Origin of the sequence: Nakamurella sp. UYEF19, assembly GCF_040546275.1 — a bacterium.
GTDB lineage: Bacteria > Actinomycetota > Actinomycetes > Mycobacteriales > Nakamurellaceae > Nakamurella.
Map to the genome: position 1 here is coordinate 69,134 of NZ_JBEPNO010000021.1, position 19,944 is coordinate 89,077.

A 19,944-nucleotide genomic window follows, 5' to 3' on the forward strand; every position below is an offset into this window, starting at 1 on the left:
CCTTTACTTTCGTCTCCTCGCCGGGCATCAGGTCAGGGTCGCGCGGTGCGCGTCAGCGACCGGCAGGACGATGGCCGACGGATGGTCGGCGTCGTGCCACACCCGTTGGTCGGCGATGAGCATCCGGGTCGCGCTCGCCCGCGGTTCGCCCGTCCCGGGGTTCAGGGCGTAGCGGGGGTGCGAACCGCTGGAGACCTGCACCCGGATCCGGTGGCCACGGCGGAAGCGGTAGGCCGTCGGCCAGAGCGTGACCGGCACCATGACAGCGGTCTCCGTGTCGGACCCGCTCGCGATGCCGACGATGCCGTCGCAGATGTTCGTCGAGCGGCCGGACGGCTCGACGTCGCAGAGCCGGACGAAGACGTCGGCGGAGCCCAGGTCGGAGGCGAACCAGATCTCGGCCGACACCTCGCCGATCACCTCCACGTCCGCGGTCAGTGGCTCGGTGGTGAAAGTCAGCACGTCGTCGCGCTTCTCCAGTGGGCGGTTGTCCTTCGGACCTGCTGCCGCGCCCAGGAACGGACCTCCGCAGGACGGAGTCGGATCGGCCGGGTCGTAGCGGAAGTGCGACGGGCCTGGTGCGTCTGGGCCACCCTCGGTGGGTGCGGGAACCGTCAGGCCGGCGGTGGGCGTCAGATGTAGTCGGGTCGGCCGGTAGCCACCCGGTGGCCACCTGTCGAAATCGCGCCACGGCTCGGGCGGCCGGACCGCGATTCCCGGGGCGGGAGAACCCTTCTCGCCCGTTCCCATGATGTAGAGGCGCACCAGCGCCCGCTCGCCGGGGGAGCGGCCCTTGGCCAAGGGCAGCGCGAAGTACAGCGTCTCCGCGGCAGCGGCGCCCAGCCCGGCGGACGATCCGTGCACCCAGGGCCCGATCGTCAGGCGGTGCGGGGTGCCGGCCGCCATCGTCGCAGCGTGGTCGCGGAGCTGGTCCTGCAGGAAGATGTCGTACCAGCCGGCGACGTAGCTCGCCGGTGTCGTCGTGGTGGCGACGGCGCCACTGTGATCGACCGGACGCCAGTGCGGATCAGAGGTGCTGTGCCGCAGGCAGTCCTGGAAGAACTGCCACCGATGCCCGGCCAGGTCCTGGTCGACTGTCTCGCGGGGCAGGGTGAGGAGAGCCTGCTGCACTCTCTTCTCGTCGAGCTTGAGCGCCGATCGTAGGGCGGCGCGGGAGTCCTCCTGGTGCTCGAGTCCAAAATGCCACCGCACCAGCAGGTCCCAGTCCAGGGCATCCTCCCGGACGAACGGCATCGTCAGCCGCGACGACGTGACGTGCGGGACCATCGCCGCGATCCGATCGGGGATCTGGGTGGCCAGCGCCCACTGGGTGTATCCGAGGTAGCTGTACCCGGCGAGGACCACCTGCCCGCCGAACCACGGCTGCGCCTCCAGCCAGCGGTAGGTCGCCAGGCTGTCGGGCGCTTCGTCCCGCATGGGCATCCACTCCCCGGCGGAGCCGAAAGTACCGCGGCAGCTCACCATCACGACCTGCGCGCCGCGGGCGGCGAACGCCCTGGCGAGCAGCGGCATGAACGAGGCGCGGCCGTACGGGGTGCGCATCAACACCACCGGGTCGTCGGCACTGCCGGTGGAACGGCTGTCACCCGGCCAGTAGTGGTCGGCCACCAGGACCGCACCGTCGTCCATCGGGACGCCGATGTTCTTGTCCACCTGCACTTTGCGGGTCCGGGTGGGCGGAAGGTGAACAACTTTGTCGAACATCGTGTCCAGCAGGGGGTCCAGCAGCACGCGTCACAGCACCTTTCCCGGGTTGAAGATGCCGAGCGGGTCGAGGGCTCGGCGCACGGAGCGCTGCATCGACATCGAACCGGGCTCCAGTTCCCGCTCCAGGCCACCGCGCTTGAGCAGTCCGACGCCGTGCTCGCCGGTGACAGTTCCACCGAAACCCAGGGCGGCGTCCAGCATCTCCTCGAATCCCAGTTGCGCCCTGGCTCGGGCGGCGTCGTCGCCGACGGGCGTCAGGATCAGCGGGTGCAGGTTGCCGTCACCCGCGTGGGCGATGGTGGAGATGGTCAGTTCGTGGGTGGTAGCGATCTGTTCGATGCGCCCCAGCATCTCCGGGATGCGGGATCGCGGCACGCAGATGTCCTCGGTCAGGACCGGGCCGAGTCGCTCCAGCGCCGGGTACGCCAAACGGCGGGCCTCGAAGAGCGCCTCGGCCTCGAGCGCGTCGGTCGACTGGGTCGCCCAGAGTGCGCCGGCGGATTCGAAGGTCTCGGCCAGGGCCCGAGCCTCGGCCTCGCCCGCGTCGCCGGGAGTGTCGATCCGCGCGAGCAGCAGCCCGGCGGCGTCGGCCTCGATTCCCAGGTGCTTCCAGTCCTCGACGGCCCGCAGGCACATGCGGTCCAGGAGTTCCAGCGCCGACGGGATCAGTCCGCGCCTGGTGGTCAGGGCGACGGCGCGGCCCGCGTCGACGAGGGATCCGAAGGCACCGACCACCGTGCGGGGAGTGCCGGTCAGCGCGGGTCGGAGCCGCAGGGTCACCTCGGTGACGATCCCCAGGGTGCCCTCGGAGCCGACCATCAGGGCCGTCATGTCGTACCCGGCAACACCTTTGCTGGTCTGTCGGCCGAGGGGAACCGCAGTCCCGTAACCCGCGTCGCCGCCGACGACAGCCCGCAGGCCGAGGACGTAGTCGCGGGTCACGCCGTACTTGAGGCAGCACAGACCCCCGGCGTTGGTGGCGACGTTGCCGCCGATCGTCGACCACGGCGCGCTCGCCGGGTCCGGCGGATACCAGAGGCCCGCCTGCGCGACCGCGGCCTTCAGGTCGTTGTTGACGACGCCGGGCTGCACCCGGGCGATCAGGTTGTCGGCGTCGATCTCCAGGATCGACGTCATCTGCGAGAGGTCGAGCACGATGCATCCGTCGACTGCGTTGGCGCCGCCGGACAGGCCGGTTCCCGCGCCGCGGGCCACCAGCGGGACGCCGAGGGCGGCAGCGACCCGGACGGCGATCTGCACGTCGGACTCGCTGCGAGCGCGCAGAGCGACGGCCGCGGTTCCGACCTCCGCCCATTCGGCCTCGTCGTGGGACAGGCTCGCCAGGACCTCCGGATCGACCACCAATCGGTCGGCGGGCAGCTCCCGGCCGAGGAGTTCGACCACGGTCGACATCGCGGCCGCCCCACGTCCCTGCGGTGATGCCACGGTGGTGGTCATGCGTGCGCCCCCTGCTGCGTCATGACCCGAGCGTACGACCGGTGGCGTCAGTACCCGCTGAAGTAGTCCTTCTCGATCTTCCTGGCCTTGAGCGCACGGGCGGCGTCGCCGATGGATCCGACCAGCGACGGCGGCCCGGAGATGTACACGTGCCGTTTGTCGATGTCCGGGACGAGCCGGGCCAGCAGCTCCCGGTCCAGCCTCGCGGCGGTGACGGATTCGAAGCCGGCCGGAAGCTGGGCGCTTCCGTCCTTGGTGATGACGACGGACCGGACGCCGGCGGCCTGCAGTTCATCGAGGTAGCTGACCTCCGCGGCGTCGCCGGCCGCATAGACCAGGACGACGTCGCGTCGGTGGTCGCCGGGCAACGAACCCAGCTGGCTGATGAACGGGGTGATCCCGATCCCGCCCGCCACCAGCAGGATCGGGGTGCTGGTGTTCCGGGGCAGCAGGAAGTCGCCCGAAACGCCGGTGGCACGAACGGTCTCGCCGATCGGCAGATCACGCAGCGCGGACTTGAACGAGCTGGCCCGTTCCGGCACCTTGATCCCGATCCGGACGGCGCCGGCCTCCTGGGGGGCCGAGGCGATGCTGAAAGCTCTTCTACTACCTCGTGAATCGGTCTTGGCGTGGGGGAGCGAGAGCTCCAGGTACTGACCGGCCTTGAAGGCGATCCCACTGCGCGGGGCGAAGACGAACTCCATCGCGGTGGGGGACAGCGCCTTCTTGGCCGTCAGGACGAGTTCGACGGCCTTGCGTTGCCCGAAGGCGAAAGCCAGGGCGTTGCCGACGATCAGCGCCGTCTCCGGGCCGACGGAGAACGTGCCGATCGTGATCGGGACGGAGAACAGCACGCCGACCGCCGCTGCGACGGTGAGCTGCTGCCAGCGGGCGGGCGGCAGGGTGAGCGGCTCGCTCAGCATGAATCCGGCGAAGAACACCAGCGGCGTCTGCGCGAAGGTGAACTTCAGCGCGTCCGCGAAATCCGTGCCGCTCGACAGGCTGCGGCTCATCAGGATCACCGCGGCAACCAGCGCGAAGACGGCCCCCAGTGGCAGCCGCCTGGTCCGGTAGAGGACGACGAACGCCAGGATGACGGTGCCGGGCAACATGATCGGGCTGGCGATCCACCAGAAGGCCAGATAGAAGTGGAAGACGGCCAGCCAGACGGCCCCGACGGCGGCAGGGTTGAAGATGTGCCGCCCGCGGACCGCCAGGAGGTACTTGGAGGCGGAGGCGAACACGGCTGCGAGGGCTACTTGACCGAGCGTGGTGAGGTCGTTGGTCGGTTGCAGGATGAAGAACAGCAGCAGAGCGGTGATGATCGAGGACTCGGTGTGCGCCCTGGCCCGGAAGAGCACTGCGAACAGGCGGCCGCTGACGATCGTGACGATCAGCAGCAGGCCAAGTGTCGCGCCCATGGCCCCTGGGGTGTAGGCGATCTTGTTCGTCGCGCTGAACAGGAAGGCCAGCACGGCCAGGACCGCCAGACACAGCGAGACGAGGCGGTACATGGTGACCTTGCCGATCACCGTGTCGAAGTTCGTCTTGAGTGCTGACACCGTCATGTGAACAGTTCTCCGTCGAAGTTGGTCGAGTACTCGACACCGCCGGTGGCGGGCATCCGGACATAGCTGAAGCTGAATCGTGCTGCGAGATCGCGGGGTTCGGCGAAGAACAGGGCGGTAGCCAGTCCGTCGGCGATCAAGGCGGATTCCGCGACCACCCAGGTGGCCAGGATCTCGGTGGCCGGCTCGCCGGTCCGCGGATCGACGATGTGGTGCAGCCCGTCGCCCCACGCGCGGCGATTGCCGGCCGATCCGCAGAGAGCTCCGGAGGTCACGTTCGCCACTCCGATCACCTTCGTCGGATCGGCGGGATGTTCCAGGCCGACCCGGAAGACGTCCTGCCCGCGCCGCGCGAGATCTCCGCTGCCGTCGACGAGATAGTCCCCGACGTCGTGCTCCCGCAGGATCAAGGCGAGAAGATCGATCAGGTAACCTTTTCCGGCTGCGCCGAAGTCGAGCAGTACCGGCTTCCGTGCCGACACGGTGGTCCCTTCCACCGTCAGCACGTCGGTCCACCGGGGGACGGTTGCCGAACCCGGTCGGCGGCGGAGCGAATAGCCGGCGTCGTACCCGAGATGCTCCAGTGCCGAGCCGACCAGCGGGCTGACACGGCCACCGGTGAGTTCGTACAACTCTCGGTAGAGATGAAGCAGCGCAATGGCATCGGGTGGGAACTCGCACGATCCGCCGGTCGCCGCGAAGGCGCTGACCAAAGAATCGGGGCGGAACCGGGAGTAGGTGCGGTCGAACTGCTCGATACGCTGGTGGATGGTGACCAGCAACGGCGTGGGAAGTGCGGTAGCAGTCTCGATCGACCACGACGTCCCGATGGCGTCGAAGACCTCGCGCGACGGACTCATTGCTGGCTGCGTGCTTGGGATTCGATCTGCTTCAGTGCATCGTTGAAACCCATTCCGGTGAGCGAGGATCCGGACACCGCACCCAGCGTGATGCCGGAGATGTCCTTGCCGATGACGAGATCGGAGTAGCCGGCGGCGAAGGCCGCCTGGAAGGAATGGCTCAGGCCCGCACCTCCGAGTAGGTCCAGTTCGGACTTGGTGACCTTGTCGGAGGCGATCGTCAGCGTCACGCCGAGCTTCTCGGTCCCGCCGGGGCTGTTGTACGAGCCGGTGGCCGAGTACGTGCCGTCCTTGAACTGCGATGCCGCGGCGGCGGTGCTGGTGCTGATGCTGGGCTTGCTGGTGGTTGGTGCGCTGGTGCTGGGCTTGCTCGTCGTCGGCGGTGCGGTGGTCTTCGGCGCGGTGGTGGTGGAGGCCGGAGTCCTGGAGGCGGGGGTCCTCGCCGTGGTGGCTCGGGGTGCGCTGCTCGCGGCCGCGCTAGAGGGAGCGACTTCGGCCGAACTGGATTCGGCCGAACTGGAGGTGGCCGAGCTGGAGGCGGCCGAGCTGGAGGCGGTCGAACCGGAGGTGGTCGAACTGGAGGCGGCTGAACTGGCTGCGGCCGTTGAGCTCTGGGCGGCTGCCGACGCACTGGCGTCAGCGGCCAAGGTGTCGTTGTGGTGCGAGGTGGCGGCGACCACTCCGCCGGTCGACGCGCCGACGATCGCGAGGCCCGCCAGCATGGCCATCAGGTATCCGGTGCGGTTGGTACGCATGCTGTGCTCCTCTCGTCGCAAGGAGTACGCCGCGGAAGGCCTCTCGGATTGGCGCGGAGCTCAGTCGAGCTCGAGCGCCAGTCGTGCTGCGACGATCTGCAGGGTCGCCTTGGAACTCTCGTCGGTGACCTTGGGGATGCGGAACGCCTCGATGAGATTGGCGGTGCGCATCTCCTCGGCCATCGCCAGGTTGGCGTGGGCCTGGGCCGCGGCCACGGCGACCGTGGCCTGGTTCCCCACCGCGTGGATGGCAGCTTCCAACAACGTCGCCGCCTGCGCCCGATGGTGGGAGGCAGGATCGAGTGGCGGGGCGGCGAGCGGCAGGTCGTCCAGCGAGCGGCCATCCGGTGGAATGGGGTAGGTCACGAACGCAACGCCTTTCGTCCCAGTGACCGAGACGAAAGTACCGGCCCAGGCCATGGGCCGACCTGCTCGGCGCCGAGTTCCTGCGAACTCGAACCCCACTCGCGCAGGCGTTGTGGAACAGGCAGGGTGCGACCGCGCGGAGGTCGACGGTGTCGCCCTGGCGATCAGCCCAGGCCCCGGGCCAGCATCTTTGCCGTTGCCTTCTGCACCAACTCGAGCGTGTCGGGCAGCGTGTTCGTGTCCGTACCCGCGGCGGCGAGGAACGTGTAGCCGATCAGCCGAGTCGTCGCCGAGGTCATTGCCCATGCCCATCACGCGTCGGCAGGCGAACGACACACCGGGTCGGGAGACGAGCAATCGCGAACCGGTCGAAAACGGGTGCGTTTTCGGGGCTTTCGGAACATACTGTGGAGCAACCGGCTCCCGGTCGACGACAGGGTTTCCCCATCGCGGCGGGTCGGTGGATCGAGGGTGTTCCCGCGCGGGCAGGCGTGTCGATCGAGGATCGGACGGTGGATGATGGCGATGAATCAGGACAGCTATCGCGCCCTCCTCGACGATCTGCGCGCTGAAGGAGAAGAACTGCTCTCCACCCTCTTCGAGCTGGACGATCCGGCGTGGTCGCTCGCCACCCCTGCGGTTGGCTGGGACATCCACGACCAGGTCGTGCACCTCGCGTTCTTCGACCAGATGACGAGCCTGGCACTCACCCGTCCCGAGGAGTTCACCGCGACCGCGGAATCTGTCACCGCGGCCGGAATCGATTGGGTCGACGTGATCAGCCGGGAGCGGCGTGCTCTACCAGCCCCGAAGGTTCTCGACTGGTTCGTGAAGACCAGGGGCGCCGTGATTGGCGCATTGGTGGAGGTCGGTCCGGAGGCCAGACGGCCTTGGTTCGGGCCGTCCATGAGCGCGGCGTCCTCGGCGAGCGCGCGTCTGATGGAGACGTGGGCCCACAGCCAGGACATCCACGACGCGCTCGGTCTGATGCGCCTGCCCAGCCAGCGGGTCCGGCACGTGTGCCATCTCGGGGTGCTGACCCGCCGGTTCTCCTACGACAACCGTGGTCTGGTGATGCCCGAGGTGGACGTCAGGGTCGAACTCGTCGCCCCGGCCGGTCAGGTCTGGACCTGGGGTGACGAGCAGTCGCCGGCCCGGATCGTCGGTGACGCCTGGGATTTCGGCCTGGTCGTCACCCAGCGGCGTTCGCTGGCCGAGGTCAATGTGAGCGCCACCCCTGGGCCGGCTGCCGAGTGGCTCTCGATCGCCCAGACTTTCGCCGGCCGACCCAGTGACGGTCCGAATTCCGTCGTGGCCAATCCTGGTGGAGGTCCGGACTCCTTCATCCGCACCGCATCCTGAGATCAGGTGGCGTAGTTCCGGAGGACGGCGGTCGACAGTGCCGGCCAGGCGGTGGTCGCCCACGGACCGAACCTGGTGTCGCACAGGCTCACACAGGCCAGGCGTGCCTCCGGATCGATCCACAGGAAGCTGCCGGACTGACCGAAGTGGCCGAAGGTGCGCGGGCTGTTGTCGGGGCTGGTCCAGTGCGGGCTCTTGTGGTCGCGGATCTCGCAGCCCAGGCCCCAGTCGTTGGGCGTCTGCCGGCCGAATCCCGGCAGGATCCCGGCCAGGCCGGGAAACGCGAGAGTGCTCGCCCAGCCGATGATCTCCGCACCGAGGTGTACCGGGTCGAGGAACTCCAGCGCCAGCAGGATCAGGTCGTCGAGCGGTCCGACCGCGCCACTTGCCGAAGAACCTTCGAGGACGGTTCGGGTCAGGCCGAGCGGGGTCAGGACCCGGCCGACGAGCTCGTCCGCGAACGGACCCCCGGCGGCCGTCTCCAGATGCGCGGCGAGCAACTCGTACCCATGGTTCGAGTAGGTCCGGCGGAGTCCGGGCAGCGCGACCGGCTCGCCCGCCTCGAACCTGAGCCCGGCGGCGTGGGCCAGCAGATGGGCGACGGTCGAGCCAGGCGGGCCGGCCGGATCATCCAGCGACACGGTGCCGTCGGCGCAGGCGTCCAGCACCGTCAGGGAAGTGAGCAGTTTGGTGACCGACGCCCACTCGAAAAGGTCTGATGCATCGTCGGTCTCATGACGATCCAGAACTCCGGTCGGCCCGATCACTGCGACGGCACCCCGGCCGACCGGCCACGTGTCGATCTCGGCTTGCAGATCCATCCGGCTAGTCAAGCAGTTCCGGAAGGGTTCCACGGACACCGACACCGCGCACCGTCGGGCCCGGCGGGGCAGACTGCAGGCATGGATCATCGGGACCGAGGTAACTCGCAGGGCCGTCGGCGCGCAGGCGTGACGGTGACCGGCAACGGATCGGCCGCCGCCGCGGTCGACCAGGTCACGGTGACGCTGGGGGTGAGCGTCGTCAGACCGGATGCCGGTGCGGCCTTCCAGGCGGCAGCCCACACCGCCACCAGGGTGATGGCGATCCTTGCGGATGACGGCGCCGACTCGCGTTCGGTGCGGACCGCGGATCTGACCCTCGGACCGCAGATCGAATGGCGTGACAACCGCGAGTTCCTGATGGGTTATCAGGCGGGCCAGCGGCTGATCGTCCACCTCCCCGGTCTGGCCGGACTCGAACGGATGCTCACCGACGTCGCAGTGGGCGGCGGTGAGGGCGTGCGAATCGACAGCGTCGCGCTGACTCCGTCGAACCCGGAATCGGCGCTTCGTGAGGCTCGGGAGATCGCCTTCGCAGATGCGATGGCCAAAGCCTCGCACCTTGCCGGTCTGGCGGGCCGGCTGCTCGGCGAGCTGAGCTGGATCGAGGAGCGCCAAGGTGATGGAGCGCAACCCATCTCGGGCAGCGCCGGTTTCCGGGCCGCGGCGAAGATGCCGGTCGCCACCGGCGACATGGCGCTGAGCGCCTCGCTCACCGCTCGGTGGTTGTTCGCCGAATCGGGCTGATGGGTGGTGTTGCGTCGTCAGGCGAGGTGCCGGAAGCCGTGACAGCACTGCCAGGTCCCACCGGCAGCGATCCGGTCCAGCACCAGTCGCTGCAACGCCGTGTCGCGCGGTAGACGGTCGAGGTCATCGAGGTTCCTGGTCCGGAAGACGAAGTAGATGGCGTCTTTCTGACTCGGGCGGTCTTCGCCGTGCCGATGGAACAGCTGTTGGAACCGGGCGATGTTGCTGGTCGGCAGGTGCTCGGCGAGATACGGGTCCAGCAACCAGGAGAAGCAGACCGCCGTGTCGGCGGGACGGTCCGGGAAGTGTCGCCGGAAGAACGGGATCGCCTGTGCGAAGGAGCTTTCGACAGCTGCGTGGGTCAGCGGCCCGGTCGGCGGGATGTGCACATCGAGGATCCACTGCGGGTTACGGGGCGGGGAAGGCTCGCCCGGGCTCAGGCGGCGCAGGATGACGTGCAGCCGCCCCAGCTCGAAGCATCCGCCGGCCAGATGGTTGCTCAACCACCACCAGGTCTCGAGCCCGAACTCCCCGTGCGTGATGCGGTGCAGGCGGAACTGCCGCCCGACATCCGCCAGCGTGGCGCGACTGATCTCGTCATCAACTGATTGCCCGAGGTGCCACTGCTGGACACGGGGGGCGAACAGGACCATGGCGCAGATCCAGACGTCCTGTGCCAGTTCGGATGTCGGCGGGCCCGACGGAAAAGTCCCCAGTCGCGCCTCCAGCACCCCGAGCGCTTCTGCGACGCCGGGCGACCCGATCGACTGCTGCAGGAGAGCCTCGGCGCCCTGCCGATCGAGCGGATCGAGATCCAGCAGGGTGGCGACGTCGTCCGAGATGATCTGCGGTTGAGCACTCCTGCTGGACTCGGGCATGCGGGTGAGTCTGCCTCAGGCCTCGGTCTCGTGGCTCCGGGGGATCGGCCTGGTCGTCGTGACACGAGATCGCTGGACGGGTAGCGCCCCGAGTGCGCCGGTTTCGGAGTTCCTGGTGACCAGCGGGGCGGGGCGGGACGCAGGACGGGCCGGCAGCCCCGCGCGGTTGACGGACCGGCTGCCGACCGGATGTTGCTGGGGCGTCAACTGGACGGGCACGATCCCGCCCGGATGGGACAGCTGGGTGAGCCGTGGGTGGTCCGCGCCGGCCGAAGGCAAGGCCGGACGGCCGACTGCCGTCGCGCGGACGACCTGGTCACGACCCGAGCGCTTGCCGGTGGACAACGCCGCGTCCGCGCGGCGCAGCAGGGTCGTGTGTTCGTGGCCGAGCGTTTCGCTGCTCGCCACGCCGATGGTGCACGTCACCGGAGCGGCCACCACCGCAACGCCCTCACGGGTGACCACCTGGTGACTGGTCGAGGCGATCCGGCGACGAATTCGCTCGGCGAGGGCCAGTGACGCCGACTCGTGCAGGTCGACGGTGGTGACCACGAACTCCTCGCCGCCGAATCGACCGACCAGATCACCGGGGCCCAACGCCGTCCGGATGCACTCCGCCACAGAAATCAGGATGCCGTCACCGGCGAGATGGCCGTAGGTGTCGTTGACGGCCTTGAAGTGATCGATGTCGATGATCAGCAGCGATACCGGCCGGCCGGTCAGCATGCTGGTCTGCAGTGCGCGGCGGGACAGATCCTCCCAGCGTCCGGCGTTGGGCAGTCCGGTCTTGTCGTCGGTGCGGGCACGGCTGGTCAGCTCCGGCCAGCGAAGCGCGAAGACGGCGAGAACCATCGGCGGGATGGCGGTCAGCCCGACCACCGGTTGATCCGACATGGCCACCGTGACGAGGCAGGCGGTGCACGCCGAGCAGACTTCGATGGCCGTCCAGTGCCATTCGCGGACGAATCCCGAGCGGGTGGCCACGCCGGTCCACCGCGGGCCGAGCACCGCCATCGCGCCCGCCAGCACCAGCAGCACGGGCAGCCCGACGGCGAGCCCCCACTGCCATCTGCCGGTGATCCGGCTGACGCCGTAGAGCACCGCGCACCCGACGACCGTGTTGGCCGCGACCGGGAGTCGGCTGCGGAGCGCCTGCCGCGAGGACGGCCAGAGCGTCGCCGCCAGGGAGAGCAGCAGCAGCGGGAGGAACTGGCGAGGTCCGGTGAGCAGGACGGAGGGCACCAGCCAGATCGCATGGACGTTCCACGGCTGCGCGGCCTCGGGAATGGGAGTCTGTGCGTATTCGCCGGCGATGAATCCGACGATCGCCACGGCGCACAACACCGCGGTGATCTGCCACGCATGGGGGACAGACAGCTGGCAGAGCCAGAGAGCGACGACGACGCCAGCGAACGCGACGAGGGCCGACACCACGAGCGGGCCACGAGAAGAGGTCGATGCTGCCCGTACCATGTCACCTTCTCGCATCGGCCAGCCGAACGTCCAGCATCGGCGAAACGACCTCTGCTCGTATGAAGTGTGGCGAGTCCGGACCGCGCGGGGCAACAGAACGTGGGGGAGCCACCACTTCGAGGTGGCCGTTCCACCGTTTGTGCGGTCACACCAAGTAGTTTTCTACTGGAGGATGGATTTTCCGGCCGGGAAACGTGGCATCGGCGCAGAGCATTGTCGGTCGGGGAAGTAATTGCTGGTCTGATCGGATGACCGACGCCCGATCTGCTCCGGGCCTGTTGTGACCGATCGGAGGGCGAAGTGGTCAAAGTCCACCCATCTGCGGATGATCCCTCTCCACCTGCGGTGATGCCTGCGCTGAGGGAAGCCCGGGTGGACGGGTCGGCCCGCTCGGACCGCGGGAGCACGACCTCACCGGCAGAATGAACCCCGATCATCGGGCTCGACGAGGAGGTGCAACGCAATGGCGGAAGCTCGGGGCGCGCGTCCCTGTCCCGGATGCGGTTCGGTTGTGGACAGCCAGTTCTGCCCGCACTGTGGCACCAGAACGATCTCGTCGGGTGAACCCGTCTGGACCGGAGCGAGCCGTCAGGCGTATGCCGATGCCGAGTTGCCGACGATCCCGTCGCTCCCCGCAGTGCCCCGGTCCGACGGACCGCTGCGGGCCACCCCGGAGATGTTCCCCACCGAGATGGTGCCAACCGCAGGTGCCGGCGCGTCGCAGGCGTGGTCGCAGGCCCCAGAGCCCGGGGCGGCGCCGATCGGCCCGCAGACCGGACTGTTCCCCGGCTGGACCGGCATGTACCCGGTCGTCGCGACCGAGGGTGCCGGCGGAGCGTTGGCGCCCCGGCCGGTCCGTCGACGCAAGGCGATCTACGCCGTGTTGGCCATCGCGGCCGCCACCGTGATCGTGCTGGTGGCAGCCATTCTCATCGCGCCCCATCTCGGCGGCGCCGGCAATGTCGCCGACAAGGACGGCCAGCCGACGGCGGTGGCCAGCAGTCCGAGCGTCAGCGCGCCGAATTCGGTCGCCCCCGCCCCCGCCCCGAATGACGGAGCAACCAGCGGCCCGCCGAGCAGTGTGGTGCCGGTGACACCGACGCCGGCCCGAACGGTGACGGTGACCCAGGCCCCGACCCGTACGGTCGCCACGAAACCGGGCGCGGGTACGGCCAGGACCACGCTGCCCCGGACGACCCCACCGAAGGCGACGCCCACACCCACCCCGCCGAAGACGACGACGCCGCCGAAGACGGCGCCGAAGACGACCGCGCCACCGACGCCGACCACCCCGGCGGTGGTGTTGGGCGTGCCGCAGAAGAACATCACCTGCAATGCCGGCTACATCGTGCAGTTGGCCTCGGAGTTCGACGCCGCGACCTTCGCCGCACACGTCGCCCGACTGAAGGCGGCGGGCCAGGTACCGACGGGCGCCCTCGCGGCCGACTCGGCCGGGTCGTGCAAGATCTTCACCAGCCAGACCAACACCCTGGTGCTCTACGCAGGTCCCTTCTCCTCGCCGTACGCCGGGTGCGCCGCTCGGCTTTCCGGACCGGCGGACGCCTACATCAAGGGCAGCAATCCGGATACGTCCGGCCAGTACGTCTCCTGCCTCTGCCCGACCTCCATCAACGCCCTGCCCCAGTACAGCGCGGTGGGTCAGCAGGGCGTCTGGATCGGCGAGGTGCAGCGGGTGTTGGGCAACCGCCTCAACTTCAACGTGTCCGACCTGAGCGGCAACTGGGGCACCTTCACCGCCGGGACCAAAGCCGCGGTGCTGAGGTTCCAGCAATCGGTCAAGCTGCCCGCCAACGGCGTGCTCGACGGACGCACCTGGCAGGCGATCCAGCGCGCTGAGTGCTGACCGGGTGTGTTCGGCGGCATCGAGCGGGGAGCATATTTCTGATCTACGTCCGATTTGCCGGACTTATGCTCCCCGCAAGTTGCCCTGGGCCCACGGCCGACCGCGGGTGAGCGGGTGAGCGGGTGAGCACAGCAGGCCCCGGATCGGGCATGGTTCGGAACGCGTGACCTGGTGTCGGGGGGCAACATGAGCGTGTCTCGCACCCGTCGGCGGACAGTGCTCAGCCGATGCGGACCACCTCGAATTCGCAGGCCGGGTGGGCGATCTCGTGCTGGGACTGGATGAGCTGGATCTCCCGCGACCCGCTGTCGGCGGTGCGCCGGAGGATCGCGTGCACGGACGAGGCGACCTTGGCGAGGGCGCTCTGGATCCCGGAGGGCAGGTGCGCCAGGAACAAGGCAGCCGTGACGTCCCCGGCGCCGTTGACCGAGATCGGCAGCCGCGGAGTGCGGACGAGGAAGGCTCCGGTGGGATCGACGGCCAGCATCGCGATCTCAGCGCCAGAAACGTCGGAACCGTTGCCCCACAAACCTTCCACCGATGTCACGAGCACGGTCGACGGTCCCATTGCCCGCACGCGTTCGACGGCGGCGAGAAGCCCCGTCATCTCGGAGATGTCGTCGAGCGAGACACCGGCGAGGTAGGCCAGCTCGAAAGCGTTGGGCGTCACCACATCTGCGACCGGAACGACCCGATCACGCATCAGCTCGGGCACTCCCGGCAGCACGAACATGCCGCGGTCGACGTCGCCGAGCACCGGGTCGCAGCAATAGACGACGGCCGGGTTCAGCGCACGGATGCGGGCGACCGTCTGGAGCACGACCTCGGCCACCCCGGGCGACCCCTGATAGCCGGTCAGCACCGCGTCGACGGTCCCGAGCACGTCGCGGTCGGCGATACCCTCGATCACCTCGGCCACCACTCCGGGATCGAGCACCTGGCCGCGCCACGATCCGTACCCCGTGTGGTTGGAGAAGTGGACGGTGAGCACCGGCCAGACCTCGTGTCCGAGGCGCTGGAGCGGGAACGTCGCGGCGCTGTTGCCGACGTGCCCGTAGGCGACCGAGGACTGGATCGACAGGATGCGCATGGTCGCTCAGCCTAGGAGACGCCCGAACGACCCGGGACGACCCGTGGGCCGGTGACCCGCTGGTCATGAGACGATGCTCACGCATGTCGTTGCACGAACACACCGGATCCGGGTCGATCAGTTCGCTGGTGCCGATCGGTTCAAGGGAGATCAATCATGGCCGCACCTACTGCGCCGCACGGTTTCAAGCCGCTCGATGTCACCCAGTACCTCCAGGACCAGCCAGTATCGGCGCCGCATCCGGCGCTCGTGCTGCCGCCGGCCCAGCTGGCCGGGCGCATCCAGCACACCCTCGTCGGGCAGGCGATCACCGAACGCCAGGTGCGCCTGCACGTCCAGGAGTGTCTGACCTACGGGTTCGACGCGGCGATCGTCCCGCCCTCCTGGATCTGGGCCGCAAAGGACGAGATGCGCGGGACTGCCGGGCGGGTCGGTGCGTTCATCGACTACCCGCACGGCAACGGGACAACGGCGGGCCGGGTGGCCGAGGCGAAGGCCCTGGTGGACGCCGGGGTCGACGAGCTCGACTCCACCGTGAACATCGGTTATCTGCTCTCCAGTCGGTATGACGAGTTCGCCGCGGACCTCGAGGCTGTGGTCGAGGCGGCCTCACCGGTCGGCGTCAAGGTCATGCTCGAACTGCCGCTGCTGAACGCCCGTCAACGTGAACGGTGTGTCAAGGCCGCGATCGACGCCGGGGTCGCCTTCGTCAAGAACGCGTCACGAGGCGCCGTCGGAATCGCGGACCCGTCGACCATCTCGTACCTGCGCGCCGCCGTCCCCGACTCGGTCGGTGTCAAGGCGGCCGGCGGCATCAAGACCATCGAGCAGGTCCGTGCCGTCCTGGTGGCCGGCGCCGATCTGGTCGGTACGTCCGCCGGTGTCCGAATCGTGACCGGCGGCGGTCAGGTCCGCGGATCGCTGTACTCGTACTGACGCTTTGTCCTCGCTCCTCGGCCAGGGCACGGCCCGCCTGCCGGACACCCGCCGAGGCAGTGTCTTCGCAGGTGCTGGGGGAACTTGGTCATCCTTGGTGTCACAATCGTGACCAATTTGGATGGGCAGTGACCTAAAGGTGACCTTCTGCCTAGTTGACAAGCACCAACACCTGTCCATAGTTTGTTGGACGGCTGACCTTGCTCGTGAACTACATCACGGCCTCGGTCCCTGACACCCGACGTATGGCGTCGCGGTGGCCGTACAGCGAAGGACACCGATGTCTGAGTCGAAGTATCTTTCCGACCCGCTCCACAGGCCCCGTCTGTCCCCAGCTGCCTCGGTGTTCGGCACCACCTGCCCTGCGGGCACCTAGCCCGCTTCGCCGATCGCTCGGCACCTTCTCCCCCTGGGTGTATTCCCATCCCCTGCTCGACGGACCACGGTCGCCCCCGACCCGGTCCGGCATTCACGCCGCCCGGTCGTCCGACCGCCGGTGTTTCAACAGAGAGGAAAGTACATGCGGCTCAAAACTTCCGCTGCTCTCGGCCTGATGGTCGCCGGGACGCTCGTGGTTGCAGCATGTGGTAGTTCCAGCACGACGGCTGCGGCCCCGACGACGTCGGCCGCCTCCAGCGGATCCGCTCCTTCCTCGGCGCCTGCGTCCGGTGGCGGCTCGAGCAAGGGCAAGGTCGGCGTCATCCTTCCCGATACGAAGTCCTCCGCCCGTTGGGCCTCTTTCGACGCTCCGCTGCTCAAGAAGGCGTTCGACGCGGCCGGGATCGCCTCGGACATCCAGAACGCCCAGGGCAGCGCCACCCAGATGGCGACCATCGCCGACCAGATGCTGGCCAGCGGCGTCACGGTCCTGGCCATCGTCAACCTGGACAGCGCGTCCGGTGCGGCCATCGAGGCGAAGGCAGCCAAGTCCGGCGTCAAGACCCTCGACTACGATCGGCTGACCCTCGGCGGCAGCGCCTCTGCCTACGTGTCCTTCGACAACACCAAGGTCGGCGAGCTGCAGGGCAAGGGTCTGGCTGACTGCATGGGCGCCGGCGCCAAGAACATCATCTACTTGAACGGTTCGCCGACGGACAACAACGCGACCCTCTTCGCAGCCGGCGCGCACTCCGTGCTCGACAAGATCACCACCTACAAGAAGGTCGGCGAGCAGGCCGTCAAGGACTGGGACAACGCCGTTGCCGCCACCGTCTTCGAGCAGCTCTTCACCGCCGCCGGCGGCAAGGTCGACGGCGTCCTCGCCGCCAACGACGGTCTCGGCAACGCCGCGATCTCGATCCTGAAGAAGAACAAGCTGACCATCCCGGTCACCGGGCAGGATGCCACGGCCCAGGGCCTGCAGAACATCCTCGACGGCACCCAGTGCATGACGGTCTACAAGGCCGTCGACAAGGAAGCGGCCGGACTCGCCGCTGCCGCTGTCGCGCTGGCCAAGGGCGGAACGCCGGCCACCACCGGGACCGTCACCGACAGCACCACCAAGAAGGTCATCCCGGCCGTGCTCCTGACGCCGGAGGCCATCACCAAGACGAACATCAAGACCGTTCTCGAGGGTGGTCTGGTGACCTACAAGGATCTGTGCACCGCGGCCTTCGTGGCCAAGTGCACGGCTGCCGGTATCACCTCCTGACCGCTGTGATGTCAACCGCTGTGATGTCAACCGCGGCGAGCTCGACCGCAGTCAGCTGAATCGACCGGGCGGTGGCGCAGGCATCCTGTGTCACCGCCCGGTTCTGCGTCGGCGTCGGGTGTCCTCGGACGAGCAATCCTGAAACGCAAGCGGTCCAACAACTTTCGCGCGACAGATCAACCGAGCCCCGAGGCTCGACACCGAACCTAGATCCCGAGCCCAGAGACGAGATGCCGATGACCCAGACGCAGACGCCCATCCTCCAGTTGCTGGGGGTGAACAAGAGTTTCGGCGCCGTCCAGGTCCTGCACGACGTCAACCTGTCGCTGTATCCCGGCCAGGTGACCGCACTGGTCGGTGACAACGGCGCCGGGAAGTCAACCCTGGTCAAGTGTGTCGCCGGGATCAACTCGATCGACTCCGGGCAGTACCTGTTCGAGGGCAACGACGTCAGCGTCAGCGGTCCCCGTGACGCCGCCGCCCTCGGCATCGAGATCGTCTACCAGGACCTCGCGCTCTGCGACAACCTCGACATCGTGCAGAACATGTTCCTCGGCCGCGAGCCCAAGGCCGGCATGGTGCTCGACGAGGCGACGATGGAGAAGCGCGCCAAGGAGACGCTCGCTTCCCTGTCCGTCCGGACCATTTCTTCGGTCCGCCAACTCGTCTCGAGTCTGTCCGGTGGGCAGCGCCAATCCGTGGCCATCGCCAAGTCGGTGCTGTGGAACTCCAAGGTCGTCATGCTCGACGAGCCGACCGCGGCCCTGGGTGTCGCGCAGACGCGCCAGGTCCTCGACCTGGTCCGCCGGCTGGCCGACAACGGTCTTGCCGTGATGCTGATCAGCCACAACATGAATGACGTCAAAGAGGTCTCCGACCGGATCACCCCGCTCTACCTCGGCCGGGTCGCGGCCGACGTGGCGGCAAAGGACGTCACCACCCCCCAGATCATCGAACTGATCACCACCGGGCGGACCGGCGACATCGGTCTGCCCCGCGCCGTCGCAGAGGTGTCCGCATGACGAGTCCCAGCAAGCCCAAGTTGGGCAAGAAGACGGCCGACGAGGCGAGTCTGGAGGCCAGGACGTCGTTCTCGGGCGACAGTTCCGGCCCGACGAGCCTTGGTGGGTACTTCCAGGGATATGTGAACAAGGTCAGGGGAGGTGATGTCGGGGCATTGCCGGCGGTGCTCGGCCTCGTCGTGCTGATCATCGTCTTCTGGATCGCCAAGCCCAGCGACTTCATGACGGTCTACAACCTCGGAAACCTGTTGCAGCAGAGCGGTTCCATCTGCGTGCTGGCCATGGGGATCGGGTTCGTGCTGCTGCTCGGCCACATCGACCTGTCGGCCGGTGTGATCGGCGGTGTGGCCGCCGGCGTGATGGCTCAGCTGCTCGTGCTGCACAACTGGCAGTGGTACACCGCGACTGTCGCGGCGCTCGTCGTCGGCGTGCTGATGGGTCTGCTCACCGGCTGGCTGGTCACCGTCGTCGGTATCCCCAGCTTCGTCGTGACGCTGGCCTTCTTCCTGGCCTGGCAGGGCCTGCTGCTGGTCATCATGGGCCAGAGTGGAACCGTCTCGGTCGGCGATTCGGTCATCGTCGCCATCGACGGCGGCAACATGTCCGTCGGTGTCGGCTGGGTCGTGGTGATCCTCTCGATCGTCGCCTACGCGGCCGTCAACCTCATCGTCTGGCAGCGCCGGACGGCACAGAATCTGATCACCACGCCGCTGGTCGTGGTCAGCATCCGCATCGCCGTCATCGCCGTCCTGCTGATCCTCGGCACCATCGCGCTGTCCACCAACCGCGGGCTGAACAACTCCGACCTCGCCGGGATCCCGTGGATCGCGCCGATCGTCGGGGTGCTGCTGGTGATCCTGACCTTCGTGCAGAACCGCACCGCCTTCGGACGGTACGTCTACGCCGTCGGTGGCAACGCCGAAGCGGCACGACGGGCCGGTATCCGGGTCGGTCGGATGACGATCTACTGCTTCGTGCTGAGTTCGGCGCTGGCCGCCTTCTCCGGCATCATCGATGCCTCGCGCATCGGGTCGGTGTCGTCCAGCTCCGGCGGCGGCAATGTGCTGCTGTTCGCCGTCGCGGCGGCCGTCATCGGCGGTACCTCGCTGTTCGGTGGCAAGGGCAAGGCCCGGGATGCCATCCTTGGCGGCCTGGTGATCGGCGTCATCAACAACGGACTCGGCCTGCTCGGGGTCGAGACGAAGATCAACTACATCATCACCGGCATCGTGCTCCTGCTGGCCGCCTCGGTGGACGCGCTGTCGCGTCGTCGCCGGGCCGGTTCTGCCCGCTAGCGCTCGGTTACCGCGTTCTTCCGATCAGCCCGGTCGATCAGACGCACGTTCCGATCAACACACGTTCCGA

General features: G+C 68.2%; 18 protein-coding genes. 7 read left to right on the forward strand and 11 right to left on the reverse strand.

The genetic code is table 11. The annotated features are described in order from the left end of the window. Nucleotides 1-27: 27 nt before the first annotated feature. The 7 genes from ABIB25_RS22310 to ABIB25_RS22340 form a co-directional block, all read right to left on the reverse strand. Nucleotides 28-1,752, reverse strand: a complete 1,725-nt coding sequence (locus ABIB25_RS22310) for a CocE/NonD family hydrolase (RefSeq protein WP_354530723.1) — start codon at nucleotides 1,750-1,752, stop codon at nucleotides 28-30. Between the two features lie 3 nt (nucleotides 1,753-1,755). Next, on the reverse strand, nucleotides 1,756-3,141 hold the full coding sequence (locus ABIB25_RS22315) for an FAD-binding oxidoreductase (RefSeq protein ID WP_354530756.1): 1,386 nt from the start codon (nucleotides 3,139-3,141) through the stop codon (nucleotides 1,756-1,758). Between the two features lie 92 nt (nucleotides 3,142-3,233). Beyond that, entirely contained in the window at nucleotides 3,234-4,754 is a 1,521-nt protein-coding gene (locus ABIB25_RS22320; RefSeq protein WP_354530724.1) for an FAD-dependent oxidoreductase, read from the reverse strand. Then, nucleotides 4,751-5,614 (reverse strand): FAD:protein FMN transferase, encoded by an 864-nt coding sequence (locus ABIB25_RS22325; RefSeq protein WP_354530725.1) that lies wholly within the window; start codon nucleotides 5,612-5,614, stop codon nucleotides 4,751-4,753. Before ABIB25_RS22325 ends, ABIB25_RS22320 begins: the two co-directional genes overlap by 4 nt. Beyond that, nucleotides 5,611-6,369, reverse strand: a complete 759-nt coding sequence (locus ABIB25_RS22330; RefSeq protein ID WP_354530726.1) for a hypothetical protein — start codon at nucleotides 6,367-6,369, stop codon at nucleotides 5,611-5,613. The genes ABIB25_RS22325 and ABIB25_RS22330 overlap by 4 nt, the downstream gene beginning before the upstream one ends. A gap of 60 nt (nucleotides 6,370-6,429) precedes the next feature. Beyond that, nucleotides 6,430-6,789 carry a hypothetical protein gene (locus ABIB25_RS22335; protein WP_354530727.1) on the reverse strand — a complete coding sequence of 120 codons (360 nt, stop codon included), beginning with the start codon at nucleotides 6,787-6,789 and terminating at the stop codon, nucleotides 6,430-6,432. Nucleotides 6,790-6,899: 110 nt separating this feature from the next. Further along, nucleotides 6,900-7,034, reverse strand: a complete 135-nt coding sequence (locus ABIB25_RS22340) for a hypothetical protein (RefSeq protein WP_354530728.1) — start codon at nucleotides 7,032-7,034, stop codon at nucleotides 6,900-6,902. 226 nt (nucleotides 7,035-7,260) lie between these two features. On the opposite strand from ABIB25_RS22340, the gene ABIB25_RS22345 reads away from it, so the two are divergent. After that, nucleotides 7,261-8,097 (forward strand): TIGR03084 family metal-binding protein, encoded by an 837-nt coding sequence (locus ABIB25_RS22345; protein ID WP_354530729.1) that lies wholly within the window; start codon nucleotides 7,261-7,263, stop codon nucleotides 8,095-8,097. A gap of 2 nt (nucleotides 8,098-8,099) precedes the next feature. On the opposite strand, the gene ABIB25_RS22350 is transcribed toward ABIB25_RS22345, so the two are convergent. Further along, the gene (locus ABIB25_RS22350; protein ID WP_354530730.1) at nucleotides 8,100-8,918 is read right to left on the reverse strand and encodes a serine hydrolase domain-containing protein; all 819 of its coding nucleotides are present in this window, start codon (nucleotides 8,916-8,918) and stop codon (nucleotides 8,100-8,102) included. Between the two features lie 81 nt (nucleotides 8,919-8,999). On the opposite strand from ABIB25_RS22350, the gene ABIB25_RS22355 reads away from it, so the two are divergent. Then, nucleotides 9,000-9,665: an SIMPL domain-containing protein gene (locus tag ABIB25_RS22355; protein ID WP_354530731.1), complete on the forward strand. Its 666-nt coding sequence runs from the start codon at nucleotides 9,000-9,002 to the stop codon at nucleotides 9,663-9,665. A gap of 17 nt (nucleotides 9,666-9,682) precedes the next feature. Here the strand turns inward: ABIB25_RS22355 and ABIB25_RS22360 are convergent, their stop codons facing one another. Together ABIB25_RS22360 and ABIB25_RS22365 are read right to left on the reverse strand one after the other, a co-directional pair. Beyond that, nucleotides 9,683-10,543, reverse strand: a complete 861-nt coding sequence (locus ABIB25_RS22360; protein WP_354530732.1) for an acyltransferase domain-containing protein — start codon at nucleotides 10,541-10,543, stop codon at nucleotides 9,683-9,685. A 15-nt stretch (nucleotides 10,544-10,558) separates the two neighbouring features. Continuing rightward, on the reverse strand, nucleotides 10,559-12,016 hold the full coding sequence (locus tag ABIB25_RS22365) for a GGDEF domain-containing protein (RefSeq protein ID WP_354530733.1): 1,458 nt from the start codon (nucleotides 12,014-12,016) through the stop codon (nucleotides 10,559-10,561). Between the two features lie 511 nt (nucleotides 12,017-12,527). Between ABIB25_RS22365 and ABIB25_RS22370 the strand changes: the two genes are divergently transcribed. Beyond that, nucleotides 12,528-13,880, forward strand: a complete 1,353-nt coding sequence (locus tag ABIB25_RS22370) for a peptidoglycan-binding domain-containing protein (RefSeq protein ID WP_354530734.1) — start codon at nucleotides 12,528-12,530, stop codon at nucleotides 13,878-13,880. A gap of 220 nt (nucleotides 13,881-14,100) precedes the next feature. On the opposite strand, the gene pdxY is transcribed toward ABIB25_RS22370, so the two are convergent. Continuing rightward, nucleotides 14,101-14,970 (reverse strand): pyridoxal kinase PdxY, encoded by an 870-nt coding sequence (gene pdxY, locus ABIB25_RS22375; protein ID WP_354530735.1) that lies wholly within the window; start codon nucleotides 14,968-14,970, stop codon nucleotides 14,101-14,103. Nucleotides 14,971-15,126: 156 nt separating this feature from the next. Between pdxY and deoC the strand changes: the two genes are divergently transcribed. The 4 genes from deoC (at nucleotide 15,127) to ABIB25_RS22395 (ending at nucleotide 19,874) form a co-directional block, all read left to right on the forward strand. After that, a complete protein-coding gene (gene deoC / locus ABIB25_RS22380) occupies nucleotides 15,127-15,906 on the forward strand; it encodes a deoxyribose-phosphate aldolase (RefSeq protein ID WP_354530736.1) in 780 nt (259 codons plus the stop codon). 520 nt (nucleotides 15,907-16,426) lie between these two features. Next, nucleotides 16,427-17,557: a sugar ABC transporter substrate-binding protein gene (locus ABIB25_RS22385; RefSeq protein ID WP_354530737.1), complete on the forward strand. Its 1,131-nt coding sequence runs from the start codon at nucleotides 16,427-16,429 to the stop codon at nucleotides 17,555-17,557. A gap of 236 nt (nucleotides 17,558-17,793) precedes the next feature. Beyond that, nucleotides 17,794-18,579, forward strand: a complete 786-nt coding sequence (locus ABIB25_RS22390) for an ATP-binding cassette domain-containing protein (protein WP_354530738.1) — start codon at nucleotides 17,794-17,796, stop codon at nucleotides 18,577-18,579. After that, nucleotides 18,576-19,874 (forward strand): sugar ABC transporter permease, encoded by a 1,299-nt coding sequence (locus ABIB25_RS22395; protein WP_354530739.1) that lies wholly within the window; start codon nucleotides 18,576-18,578, stop codon nucleotides 19,872-19,874. The genes ABIB25_RS22390 and ABIB25_RS22395 overlap by 4 nt, the downstream gene beginning before the upstream one ends. The last annotated feature ends 70 nt before the right edge of the window (nucleotides 19,875-19,944 follow it).